The 11893-nt window shown below is 70.6% G+C and carries 9 protein-coding genes and 1 pseudogene; 4 read left to right on the top strand and 6 right to left on the bottom strand.

Features of this window, described 5'->3' with window-relative positions; all coding sequences use genetic code 11:
• Positions 1–6: 6 nt before the first annotated feature.
• Together AMY39116_RS0322865 and AMY39116_RS0322860 are read right to left on the bottom strand one after the other, a co-directional pair.
• Entirely contained in the window at positions 7–1527 is a 1521-nt protein-coding gene (locus tag AMY39116_RS0322865; protein WP_020419958.1) for an APC family permease, read from the bottom strand.
• A 45-nt stretch (positions 1528–1572) separates the two neighbouring features.
• On the bottom strand, positions 1573–3042 hold the full coding sequence (locus tag AMY39116_RS0322860; protein ID WP_020419957.1) for an aldehyde dehydrogenase family protein: 1470 nt from the start codon (positions 3040–3042) through the stop codon (positions 1573–1575).
• Between the two features lie 149 nt (positions 3043–3191).
• Between AMY39116_RS0322860 and AMY39116_RS0322855 the strand changes: the two genes are divergently transcribed.
• Positions 3192–3779: a TetR family transcriptional regulator gene (locus AMY39116_RS0322855; RefSeq protein WP_020419956.1), complete on the top strand. Its 588-nt coding sequence runs from the start codon at positions 3192–3194 to the stop codon at positions 3777–3779.
• 704 nt (positions 3780–4483) lie between these two features.
• A pseudogene (locus AMY39116_RS0322845) lies at positions 4484–5644 on the top strand (IS3 family transposase).
• 322 nt (positions 5645–5966) lie between these two features.
• Here the strand turns inward: AMY39116_RS0322845 and AMY39116_RS0322840 are convergent.
• Positions 5967–7130 carry an NAD(P)/FAD-dependent oxidoreductase gene (locus AMY39116_RS0322840; protein ID WP_020419953.1) on the bottom strand — a complete coding sequence of 388 codons (1164 nt, stop codon included), beginning with the start codon at positions 7128–7130 and terminating at the stop codon, positions 5967–5969.
• Entirely contained in the window at positions 7130–7450 is a 321-nt protein-coding gene (locus AMY39116_RS0322835; protein WP_020419952.1) for a bifunctional 3-phenylpropionate/cinnamic acid dioxygenase ferredoxin subunit, read from the bottom strand. The genes AMY39116_RS0322840 and AMY39116_RS0322835 overlap by 1 nt, the downstream gene beginning before the upstream one ends.
• A gap of 120 nt (positions 7451–7570) precedes the next feature.
• Between AMY39116_RS0322835 and AMY39116_RS0322830 the strand changes: the two genes are divergently transcribed.
• On the top strand, positions 7571–8359 hold the full coding sequence (locus AMY39116_RS0322830; protein ID WP_051123584.1) for an IclR family transcriptional regulator: 789 nt from the start codon (positions 7571–7573) through the stop codon (positions 8357–8359).
• Between the two features lie 562 nt (positions 8360–8921).
• On the opposite strand, the gene purU is transcribed toward AMY39116_RS0322830, so the two are convergent.
• Complete coding sequence (gene purU / locus AMY39116_RS0322825) at positions 8922–9770, bottom strand: formyltetrahydrofolate deformylase (protein ID WP_020419950.1); 849 nt, start codon at positions 9768–9770, stop codon at positions 8922–8924.
• Between the two features lie 10 nt (positions 9771–9780).
• Positions 9781–11154 (bottom strand): L-serine ammonia-lyase, encoded by a 1374-nt coding sequence (locus tag AMY39116_RS0322820; protein ID WP_020419949.1) that lies wholly within the window; start codon positions 11152–11154, stop codon positions 9781–9783.
• A 61-nt stretch (positions 11155–11215) separates the two neighbouring features.
• On the opposite strand from AMY39116_RS0322820, the gene AMY39116_RS0322815 reads away from it, so the two are divergent.
• Positions 11216–11890, top strand: coding sequence for a GntR family transcriptional regulator (locus AMY39116_RS0322815; protein WP_020419948.1), 675 nt, complete (start codon positions 11216–11218; stop codon positions 11888–11890).
• Positions 11891–11893: the final 3 nt, after the last annotated feature.

The raw sequence follows: 11893 nt of genomic DNA, 5'->3' as shown, positions 1-11893 counted from the left end.
TCCTCCTCAGGAAAGCTCGTCGACGAGCCGGTCGCCGCGGTCGGCCTGGTGTTCGGGGAGCGTGCCAAGGCGGTGGCGGCCGCGGAGCCGGAACCACGCCAGGCCGATCGCGGCGACGATCCCGATGAAGATCAGGGCCATCCAGCGCAGCGCTCCGCCGCCGTAGATCTGCTCGCGCGGCCACGCCAGGTTCACGGCCATCCCGGCGCCCCACAGCACGGCGACGACGTTGACCGGCAGGCCGAGCCGCCCGAGCGAGAAGTGACCGCCGGCGTCGCGGCCCGACCACCCGCCACGCAGCCGCTTGACCAGCATCGGCACCGTCACCAGCAGGTAGGCCAGGTAGATCATGACCACCGCGACGCTGGTGACCGCGGTGAAGATCTGCGGTGTCCCGATGTTGACCAGCAGGATCGCCACCGCGACCGCGCCGATGAGGATCGCCGGGACCACCGGCGTGCCGGTCTTGGCGTTGATACGCGCCAGCCGCACCCCGAACGGCAGGGCGTTGTCGCGGGCCATCGCGAACATCAGCCGGATCCCGGCGGTGTGCACGGCCAGCGCGCACACCGTGATGGCGACGACGATGCAGCCCAGGAACACCTTGCCCAGTGGCCCGCCGAGCACCTGCAGCACGATCAGCTGCAGCCCGCCCGACGACGTGCCCAGCCGGGGATCGGACAGGTCGGGCGCGGCCATGATGGCGAACAGCAGGATCAGCCCGCCGATCACGAACGACGCGATGACCGCGCGCAGGATCGCCACCGGCGCGGTGCGCCGCGGGTTGACCGTCTCCTCGCCAAGCGAGCTCGCCGTGTCGAAGCCGTACATGACGTAGGCCGAGGCGATCGCGGCCACCAGGAACACGCCGGCGTAGCCACCCACGTGCCCCTCGCCGAGCCCGTGCGTGTCGACGAAGACACCGGGGCCGCGCACCACGTTCACCGCGAGGATGACGACCAGCAGGACCGCCGCGATCAGCTCGATGAACACGCCGATGCTGTTGATGCGCGCCATCAGCTTCACGCCGAAGGCGTTCACCAGCGTGGTGAACAGGATCAGCACCGCGCCCCAGATCACCGCGGAGATCCCGAAGTCGTGGGCGCCGCTGCCGTCGCCGACCAGCTGGAAGCCGGACCACAGCTGCGGCAGCGTGACCTGGTAGGCCAGCACCACGCTGGCCAGGGTGACCACGGAGGCGGTGAACATCATCCAGCCTGCCAGCCACGACGTGGTGGGCCCGGCGAGTCTCTTGGACCAGTTGTAGACCGAACCGGCGACCGGGTAGCGGGCGGCCAGCTCGGCGAAGCACAGGGCCACCGCGATCTGCCCGACGAAGACCATCGGCCAGGACCACCAGTAGGCCGGCCCGCCGGTGCCGAACCCGAAGTAGAACAGCTGGAACGTGCCGGTGAGGATGGAGATGTAGCTGACCCCGGCGGCGAAACTCGCGAACTTGCCGATGCTGCGGTCGAGGGACTGCCGGTACCCGAACTCGGACAGTCCGTGGTCGTTGCTGGTGCTCACGCGCGCCTCCTCTTCAGTACTGCGGCGTGGAGAGGGGAGTCCCGGTCAGCCCTTGAACCAGTGCTGCGGCCGGGGATCGATGTTGTGGTAGATGTGCTTGGTCTCGCGGTACTCCTGCAGGCCGGACGGGCCCAGTTCGCGGCCGATGCCGGACTTGCCGAAGCCGCCCCACTCCGCCTGCGGCAGGTACGGGTGGTAGTCGTTGATCCAGACCGTGCCGTGGCGCAGCGCCCCGGCCACCCGCTGGGCGCGGCCGGCGTCGGAGGTCCACACCGCGCCGGCGAGGCCGTAGTCGGTGTCGTTGGCCAGCTCGACGGCCTCCTCCTCGGTGGCGAACCGTTCCACCGTGACGACCGGGCCGAACACTTCCTCGCGCACCACGGCCATGTCGCGGGTGCAGTCGCTGAACACCGTGGGCCGGAGGAAGAAACCGTTGCGCAGCGCGGGATCCTCGGGCCGCGTGCCGCCCGCGCGCAGGGTGGCGCCGTCGGCGATCGCCCCGGCGATGTAGCCCTCGACCTTCGCGCGGTGCTGCTCGGAAATCAGGGGGCCGCACTCGGTGTCCGGGTCGAGCCCGTTGCCGAGCCGGATCCGCTCGGCGCGCCGGGCGAGCTCGCCGACGAACCGGTCGTGGATCCCGTTCTGCACGATCAGCCGCGCGCCCGCCGAGCAGACCTGTCCGGAGTGGACGAACGCGGCGTTGAGGGCGAGGTCGACTGCGGTGTCGAAATCTGCGTCGTCGAAGACCACGTTGGGGTTCTTGCCGCCGAGTTCCAGCGCCACCCGGCGGACGCCGCGCGCCGCGGCGGCCATGATCTTCTCGCCGGTCGCCAGGCCGCCGGTGAACGACACCAGGTCGACCCCGGGGTGCTTGACCATCGCGGCGCCGACCGCGCCAGGGCCGAGCAGCAGGTTCACCACGCCCGGCGGCACACCGGCCTCCTCGGCGAGCGCGACGAGCCGGATGGTGGTCAGCGGGGTGAGCTCGCTCGGCTTGAGCACCATCGTGTTGCCCGCCGCCAGCGCGGGGGCGATCTTCCAGGAGATCTGCAGCAGCGGGTAGTTCCACGGGGCGATCAGCGCGCAGACGCCCACCGGCTCGTGCACGATCCGGCTGATCGCGGCCGGGTTCCCGGTGTCCACCACGCGCCCGGCCTCCTGCGCGATCGCCGCGGCGTAGTAGCGGAACACCGCGACCACGTCGTCGACGTCGACGCGCCCTTCGGCGAGGGTCTTGCCGGTGTCGAGGCTTTCCGTGCGGGCGATGTCCTCGCGGTCGCGGACCAGCAGGTCGGCGATGCGGCGGAGCAGTTCGGCGCGTTCGCCGGCGGTGGTGCGGCGCCACGGCGAGCCGGGGCGGAACGCCGCTCGTGCGGCTTTGACGGCCCGGTCCACGTCCTCCGGGCCGGCGAGGGCGACCGTCTGGATGACGGAGGCGTCGTAGGGGTTGCGGACGTCGGTGCGGGACCCGTCGCGCCCCTCGGTCCAGTTCCCGTCGATGTACAGGTCCTTCATGAGCCCTTTCCGATGCGGTAGCGGGCAACGCCGGCGCGGGAGATGTGATGCGCGGCACTTCAGTGCGTACATTTGTACATGAGAGTGCGTACGGATGTCCATACTCGTCGGCTACGATCGTGTTAACCGGGTGTCTTCGCAGGTGAGGGGTGTGCACGGTGGTGTCAGGGCAGGCGGCCGGATCGCGCCGGCAGCGTCCCAACGATCCCGGGCGGCGCACGAAGATCGCGCGGGCGGCGATCGACGTGGTGGCCGAGCGGGGGATCGACGGGCTGACCCACCGGGCGGTCGCCGCGGCGGCGGGGGTGCCGCTGGGGTCCACCACGTACCACTTCCGCACGCTGGACGACCTGCTCGAGGTCGCGCTGAGCCAGGCGGCCGAGGACAACGTCCGCGGCCTGCGGGAGTGGGAGCGCAGCGTGCCGCCGGACGCGGACTTCGCGGCCGCGCTGGCGGAGCTGGTGATGCGGTACGTGCGTGACGAGGGCCCGCACACGGTGGTCGAGTACGACCTCTACGTGGCGGCCATGCACCGCCCCCGGTTGCGCCCGGTGAGCGCGGCATGGGACGACGCGCTGATCGAGCTGTTCGGCTCCCGGACGGACGCCCTGACCGGGCGCCTGCTGGCCGGACTGTTCTGCGGATTGCTGATGCAGTTGGCGATCGCGGACGGCACACCGTCTATTTCGGACATCGAGGCGCTGTTTCGTCGCGCTATCGCCGGTCCTGCTTCCTGAGCCGGTTGCCGGGCGCGCGATGAACGGGTGGTTCATCGATGCATGAGTGGTCCACCCGCGAAGCGATGAATGGACCATTCATCGGGGTGCGACCTGCCCAGTCGTTCGGGGCATGAACGGACCGTTCATCCACCCGCCACATGCCCCGTGGCGGCGGGGTGAACGGACCATTCATCGAGCCAGGACGTGCTGGCCCGCGCCCAAGGGATGAATGGACCGTTCATCGCGGCACCGTCGGTCCACTCGCTCGCGAAGGCATGAACGGGTCATTCAGCGACGCACCACTGGTCCACCCGCGCCCCGTTGAACGGGCCATTCATCGGGGCGCGACATGCCCAGCCGCTCGAAGGCATGAACGGTCCATTCATCGATGCACGACTGGTCCACTCGCGAACCTATGAACGGTCCATTCATCGGGGCGCGAGATGCCCAGCCGCCCCGAAGGCATGAATGGACCGTTCATCCACCCACGACAGGCCTTGCGGCGGCAGCATGAACGGCCCATTCGTCAAGCCGGGACATGTTGGCTCGCTCCCGAGGGATGAATGGACCGTTCATCGCGGCGCCACCGGCCCAGCCACTCGCGAAGGCGTGAACGGACCGTTCATCCACCCACCACAGACTCCGCGGCGGCATGGGTCTGCCCAGGTTTCGGTTGACTCCTGATCTGTGAGGCCGGCGGCCTTGCTGGAAGGATGAGGATCGTGCCGAAGCCGTTCCCGAAGGAGTTCCGTCGTGACGTGATCGCGGTCGCCCGTCAGGGCGACCAGTCGGTCGCGCAGGTCGCGAGGAGTTTCGGAATCTCGGAGTCCTGCCTGTCGCGGTGGCTGAAGATCGCCGACCGCGAGGACGGTGTCAGCGCCGACCGCCCGAGTTCAGCCCCGCACGGGGACCTGGAGGCGGAGAACCGGGAGCTGCGCAGGCGCACGAAACAGCTGGAGCAGGAGAACGAGATCCTGCGCCGCGCGACCGCCTACTTCGCGCGTGACGTGCTCCCAAAATGATGTACCCGCTGGTCGGCGCACCTCGCCGGCGACGGCATCCCCGTCACGGTGACCTGCAGGGTGCTGGGCTTTTCCAAGCAGGCCTTCTACAAGTGGAAGGTCAAACCGGTCAGTGACCGCGACTACGACGACGCTCATCTCATCAACGCCGCGATCGACATCCACCACGATGACCCCGAGTTCGGCTACCGGTTCATCGCCGACGAACTCGCCGCCGCGGGCTGGCGGGCCTCGCGCAACCGCGTCGGCCGGTTGTGTTCCCAGCAGCGGTTGTGGTCAGTGCACGCCGGCAAACGAGGGCGCCACCGACGCCCCGGGCCACCCGTGCACGATGACCTCGTCCGTCGCGAGTTCACTGCCCAGCGGCCCGATCAGCTCTGGCTGACCGACATCACCGAACATCCCACCGGCGAGGGCAAGCTTTACCTCTGCGCGGTCAAAGACGCCTGCTCCAAACGGATCGTCGGCTACTCCATCGATTCGCACATGACCTCCCACCTTGCCCTTGCCGCGCTACGCCACGCCGTGACGCTGCGCGAACCGGCCGGGACCGTGGTGCACTCCGACCGCGGCAGCCAGTTCCGCTCACACGTCTACCAGCGCGAGCTGCGCGCGGCCGGCCTGCGCGGATCAATGGGACGAGTCGGAACCTGCGCCGATAACGCCGCGATGGAATCCTTCTTCAGCCTCCTGCAAAAGAACGTGCTCAACCGCCGACGCTGGCCCACCCGGGCGCAACTACGCCTGGCCATCGTCACCTGGATCGAAACCACCTACCACCGCCGACGCCGCCAACACACCCTGGGGCGACTGACTCCGATCGAGTTCGAGACACTGCTCAACGCCGCTGACGCGGCCTGACCCACCCACAAAACCGGAGTCAACCGAACTCTGGGCAGTCCCCATGAACGGACCATTCATCAAGCCAGGACATGTTGACCCACGCCCAAGGGATGAATGGACCGTTGATCGCGGAGCCACCGGCCCACCCACTCGCGAGGGCATGAGCGGGTCATTCATCGACCCGCGACTGGCCCACCCGCGAAGCTGTGAACGGACCGTTCATCGGGGCGCGAGATGCCCAGCCGCCCGGAAGTGCCACCGGCCCATCCACACGCGAAGGCATGAACGGACCGTTCATCCACCCACCACAGCCCTCATCATCGCGGCATGAACGGCCCCTTCATACCGGTTCGGGAGCGGTGGCGCGCAGCTCGCGGCGCCAGCGGCCGAACACCTTCGGCTGGTTCATCGCGAACACCGCCACCGGGCGGTCGCCCCGCCGGAACACCGCCGTGAACCGGCGCGCTGCCGGGTCGCCGTCGACGATCTCCATCCGGTCGCCCTCGCGGCGGTGGCCCGCGAACTGCAGGCGCGCCCCGTACTGATCGGACCAGAAGTAGGGCGCGCGCGGGCTGGGCAGCTGCTCGTGCCCGAGCAGGGTCGCCGCGGCGGTGGCCGGCTGCTCGAGCGCGTTGGTCCAGTGTTCGAGCCGGATCTCGGCGCCGGCGAACGGGTTGTGCGACACCGCGCAGTCGCCGACCGCCACCACCGACGGGAAGCCGGTCGCGCACCGGGCGTCCGTGCGCACGCCCCGCTCCGCGTCCAGACCGGACCCGGCCAGCCACTCGGTGTTCGGCACCGCGCCGACCCCCACCACCACGACGTCGGCAGGCAGCTCGCGGCCGTCGGTCAGGTGCACCGACCGCACCCGTTCCGCGCCGGTCAGGCCCGCCACACCAACGCCGGTGATCAGCTCGACCCCGTGCTCGCCGTGCAGCGCCGCGCACACGCCGCCCAGCTCGACGCCGAGCGGTCCGGCGAGCGGCACGGCCTGCTGCTCGACCACCGTGACTGCCAGGCCGAGCCCGCGGGCGGTCGAGGCGACCTCGGCCCCGATGAACCCGGCGCCGATCACCACCAGCCGCGCGCCGGGGACCAGTTCGGCCCGCAGCGCGATCGCGTCGTCCAGGGTGCGCAGCGTGTGCACACCGGCGAGCGGCGAGCCCGGCAGGCGGCGGGCCCGCGCGCCGGTCGCCAGGACCACGCCGTCGCAGGTGATCCGCTCGCCCGAGTCGAGCACGATCGTCCGCAGTGCCGGGTCCAGGGCCACGGCTCGCGCGCCCAGGCGCCAGTCCACGTCCAGGTCCTCGTCGTCGTTCTCCAGCGCCAGGTCGGCGGCGGACATCGTGCCGGCGAGGAACTCCTTCGACAGCGGCGGCCGGTCGTAGGGCCGGTGCGGCTCGTCGCCGACGACGACCACCCGGCCGTCGAAGCCGGCCTCCCGCAGCGCGCGCGCCGTGGACAGGCCGGCCAGCGACGCGCCGGCGATGGCGATCACGCGCATCAGACCCCCATCCGCTGCGGCGCGTTGACGTTGACGTAGATCTGCCCGTCGACCACGACGACCTCGTGCGTGCGCACCGGCTTCTTGGCCGGGGGCCCGCTCGGCATGCCGGTGCGCAGGTCGAAGCAGGCGGCGTGCAGGGGGCACTCCACCGCGCAGCCGTCCAGCCAGCCGTCGGCCAGTGAGGCGTCCTGGTGGGTGCAGGTGTCGTCGATCGCGTACAGCGTGCCGTCGACGTTGAACACCGCGATCGGCACTTCGGCTTCGATGCGGACGGCTTCGCCGACGGGGAGGTCCTGGAGAGCGCAGACGGGAATCATGAGGCAGCTCCGTTGTGTAATGCACAACTACACGTGCTATCCGCAACAGAGTGCGGCAGCGTGGGGGGAGCGGTCAAGGCCCGGAAGTGGGAAATTGTGTCATGTGAGTAGAGTTGCGGTATGCGGAACAACGAGCGCTCTACGAACGGGTCCGCGAGTCAGGTCCAGTCGGTGGACCGGGCGATCGCCATCCTGGACATCCTCGCCAGACGCGGCGAGGCCGGGGTTACCGAGATCGCCCAGGAACTGGACGTGCACAAATCCACCGCGTTCCGCCTCGTCGGCGCGCTCGAGGCGTGGCAGCTGGTGGAACAGGTCAGCGAGCGCGGCAAGTACCGCCTCGGGTTCGGCATCGTGCGCCTGGCCGGCGCCACCACGGCCCGGCTGGACCTGTCCCGGGAGAGCCGCGCGGTGTGCGAGCGGCTCGCCGCGGAACTCGACGAGACCGTGAACGTCGCCGTCGTGGACCAGGGGCAGGCGACCAACATCATGCAGGTCTACGGCTCGGCGGCGGTGACCGCGCGGAACTGGATCGGCCAGCGCACCCCGCTGCATGCCACCTCCAGCGGGAAGGTCCTGCTGGCCTGGGCCGGCGACGACGACCGGGAGTCCGCGCTGGCCGAGCTGCCCGCGTTCACGCCGAACACGCGCACCGACCGGGCCAAGCTCGCCGAGGAGCTGGAGCAGGTCCGCGAGCGCGGCTGGGCGTGCACCGTGGAGGAGCTGGAGGTCGGGCTGAACGCGGTGGCCGCCCCGATCCGCGCGGCGAACGGGGACGTGATCGCGGCGCTGTCGGTCTCCGGGCCGGCGTACCGGATGGAGCCGTCGTCCTATCCGGACATCGCCGAGAAGATCGTCGCGGGCGCCGAGGAGATCAGCTTCCGCGTCGGCTACCTCGGCCCGCGCTGACGGTTGGTCCGCCGCGGCAGGAGGCGGTGAGCGCGGTGCAGCCGGGCAGCGGGGGGATGACCACGTGCCCGCGGACCGCTCGGGACAGCGCCGGCGCCTCGGCGACGCGGGCGGCTGTTCGCGACAGGAGCGGCGCCCACAACGCACGGCCCGGTCGGTCCGCGGGCGCCGGGGGTTGACCGTGCGTCGGCGGAGTGCTGGGGCAGCGCCGCGGCCCGGCATGCCGGTCCCGCGTGTGCGGCGCCGGGCCAGGTATCCGCTGCGGATGCAGCCGGGCCGCGGGTGTCGCGGCAGGGGTTGCTGTTGTCGTTGGGTGGTATGGGCCGTCCACAGTGCATTGCCCGGTCGGTCTGCGGGCGCCGGGGGTTGACCATGCGTCGACGGAGTGTTCGGGGCAGCGCTGTGGCCCGGCGCCGCGGTTCCGCGTGTGCGGCGCCGTGGGCCAGGTGTCCACTCCGCACGGAGCAGCCGGGCCGCGGGCGCGCGGCAGGGGATGCTGTTGCCGTTGAGCATTCCGGACCGTCCACAGTGCACGGAGGGGCCGATCCACGGGCACCACGGGTCAGGGGAAGACCACGGTGCTGTTGCCGTTGAGCAGGACGCGGCGTTCGCAGTGCCAGCGGACCGCCCGGGAGAGCGCCAGCGCCTCCGCGTCGCGGCCTACCGTTTGCAGTGCGCGCGGATCATAGGTGTGGTCGATGCGGATGACCTCCTGCTCGATGATCGGCCCCTCGTCCAGGTCGGGCGTCACGTAGTGCGCCGTCGCGCCGACGAGCTTCACTCCCCGGTCGTAGGCCTGGTGGTAGGGCTTCGCGCCCTTGAACCCGGGCAGGAACGAGTGGTGGATGTTGATCGCCCGGCCGTGCAGCGCCTTGCACAGCTGGTCGGACAGCACCTGCATGTACCGGGCGAGCACCACCAGCTCCGCCTCGTACTCCTCCACCACCTCCAGCAGCCGCGCCTCGGCCTGGGGCTTGGTCTCCGGCGTCACCGGGATGTGCAGGAACGGCAGCCCGGCCGCCTCCGCCATCGGGCGCAGATCGTCGTGATTGGACACCACCGCCACGATGTCGGCGCCCAGACTGCCCGCGCGCCAGCGGAAGATCAGGTCGTTGAGGCAGTGGCCCTGCTTGGACACCATCACCAGAACGCGCGCGTTGCGGTCCGGGTGGAACGCGTACGACATGGCGAAGTCCGCGGCGACCGGCTCGAAACCGCGGGACAGCTCGGCGAGGTCCACGTCCGCGTCCGTGGTGACCTTGGTGCGCAGGAACAGCCGCTTGCGCACCGGGTCGTCGAACTGCTGGTACTCCTCGATGTTGCCGCCGTGCTCGACGAGGTAGGCGCTGACGGCGTGGACGATCCCGGTCCGGTTCGGGCAGTCCAGGGTGAGCGTGAACGAGCGCGTCATCGATGTCTCCTCAGCATTCCACGATGTTGAGAGCCAGCCCGCCGCGGGCGGTCTCCTTGTACTTGTCCTTCATGTCGGCGCCGGTCTCGCGCATCGTCTTGATGGCCTTGTCCAGCGACACGTGGTGGCGGCCGTCGCCGCGCACCGCCATCCGGGCGGCGGTGATCGCCTTGACCGAGGCGATCGCGTTGCGCTCGATGCACGGGATCTGCACGAGCCCGCCCACCGGATCGCAGGTCAGGCCGAGGTTGTGCTCGATGCCGATCTCGGCCGCGTTCTCCACCTGCTCCGGGGTCCCGCCGATGATCTCCGCCAGACCGGCCGCGGCCATCGAGCACGCGGACCCGACCTCGCCCTGGCACCCGACCTCGGCGCCGGAGATCGAGGCGTTCTCCTTGAACAGCGACCCGATCGCCCCGGCGGTGAGCAGGAACCGCACGGCCGCGTCGTCGTCGAAGGCGGGCAGGAACTTCTCCGCGTAGTGCAGCACCGCGGGCACGATCCCGGCCGCGCCGTTGGTCGGCGCGGTGACCACCCGGCCACCCGCCGCGTTCTCCTCGTTCACCGCGAGCGCGAACAGCGTGACCCACTCCATGGCGTGCAGCGCGTCCGGCTCGCCCGAGTCGCGTTCCAGCCGTTCCCGCAGGTCGTTGGCGCGCCGGCGCACCTTCAGCCCGCCCGGCAGCACGCCGCCGGTGTGCGTGCCGCGGTGCACGCACTCGCGCATCACCGACCAGATCCGCAGCAGCCCGGCGCGGATCTCCGCCTCGCCGCGCCAGGACAACTCGTTGGCCAGCATCAGGTCGCTGATGCGCAGGCCCGTTTCGCGCGTGTGGGCGAGCAGCCCGTCGGCGGTGGTGAACGGGTAGCGCACCGGGGTGGGATCGGGCACCAGCGCCCGGCGGCCGGTCTCGTCCTGGTCGAGCACGAACCCGCCGCCGACCGAGTAGTACTCGCGCCGGTCGAGCACTTCGCCGTCGTCGCCGAAGGCGGTGAACACCATGCCGTTGCTGTGGAAGTCCAGCCGCTTCCGGCGGTGCAGGACGATGTCGTCGTCGACGGCGAAGGCGATCCGGTGCTTGCCGAGCAGCGAGATCGCGCCGTCCGCCCGGGCCGCGGTCACCGCGGGCTCGGCGGCGACCGGGTCGACCAGGTGCGGCTGCTCCCCGGTCAGCCCCAGCACGACGGCCTTGACGCTGCCGTGCCCGTGCCCGGTCGCGCCCAGCGAGCCGAACAGCTCGCAGCGCAGCCCCGCCGTGCGCGGCAGGAGCCCGGTGTCCGCCAGACGGGAGGCGAACAGGTACGCGGCCCGCATCGGGCCGACCGTGTGCGAACTGGACGGACCGATGCCGACCTTGAAGAGGTCGAAGACGGAGACCGTCATGGTCCCTCCTGATGTAGGGTTGATATACCAGAGTGGCGGATCGTGGTTTTCAGCGGAGAGGATGGCGTTCGTGACCGTTCGACAGCAGGAACTCGAGGGGCCGCCGGTCTCCCTGGCCGAGCGCGCCTACACGGCGATCCAGGACCGGCTGATCATGCTGGACATCCCGCCGATGGCGCCGATCGACGACACCGCGCTGTCCGCGTCGCTCGGGCTCGGCCGCACGCCGGTGCGGGAGGCGCTCAAACGCCTGGAGGTCGACCGGCTGGTCGTGTCCTACCCGCGGCGCGGCACGTTCGCCACCGGCGTCGACATCACCGACCTGGCCTACATCTCCGAGATCCGCGTCCAGCTGGAACCCCTCGCCGCCCGGCGCGCCGCCGAGACCGCCGGACCGGGCGTGAAGTCCGAGCTCGCCGAACTCGCCGACGAGGTCGCCGACCTGGACGTGCGGGCGCTCGAACGCACCGAGCTGATGCGCTGCGACCTGCGGGTGCACCGCGCGATCTACCGCGCGGCTGGCAACCCGCACCTGGAGGACACGCTGGTCCGCTACGACAACCTGGCGACCCGCATCTTCTGCCTGTTCCTGGACCGGATGCCGCACTTCGACCGGCACGTCGGCGAGCACACCGCCCTGCTGCGGGCGATCGCCGAAGGTGACGCGGACACCGCGGCCGAGCTGGCCCTCGTGCACGTCACCGGCTTCGAGAAGGCGATCCGCGCGATCATCTGACCG

Origin of the sequence: Amycolatopsis sp. ATCC 39116 (assembly GCF_000231075.2) — a bacterium.
GTDB classification, from domain to species: Bacteria; Actinomycetota; Actinomycetes; order Mycobacteriales; family Pseudonocardiaceae; genus Amycolatopsis_E; species Amycolatopsis_E tucumanensis.
Note: the sequence above shows the minus strand (reverse complement) of the source record. Positions and strands in the feature narration are given on the sequence as shown.

Bases quoted from the DNA above. Each gene is read 5' to 3' on its own strand.
- AMY39116_RS0322860 (WP_020419957.1), bottom strand. From the start codon at position 3,042: ATGAAGGACCTGTACATCGACGGGAACTGGACCGAGGGGCGCGACGGG.
- AMY39116_RS0322820 (WP_020419949.1), bottom strand. From the start codon at position 11,154: ATGACGGTCTCCGTCTTCGACCTCTTCAAGGTCGGCATCGGTCCGTCC.
- purU (WP_020419950.1), bottom strand. From the start codon at position 9,770: ATGACGCGCTCGTTCACGCTCACCCTGGACTGCCCGAACCGGACCGGG.
- AMY39116_RS0322840 (WP_020419953.1), bottom strand. From the start codon at position 7,130: ATGCGCGTGATCGCCATCGCCGGCGCGTCGCTGGCCGGCCTGTCCACG.
- AMY39116_RS0322835 (WP_020419952.1), bottom strand. From the start codon at position 7,450: ATGATTCCCGTCTGCGCTCTCCAGGACCTCCCCGTCGGCGAAGCCGTC.
- AMY39116_RS0322830 (WP_051123584.1), top strand. From the start codon at position 7,571: ATGCGGAACAACGAGCGCTCTACGAACGGGTCCGCGAGTCAGGTCCAG.
- AMY39116_RS0322815 (WP_020419948.1), top strand. From the start codon at position 11,216: ATGGCGTTCGTGACCGTTCGACAGCAGGAACTCGAGGGGCCGCCGGTC.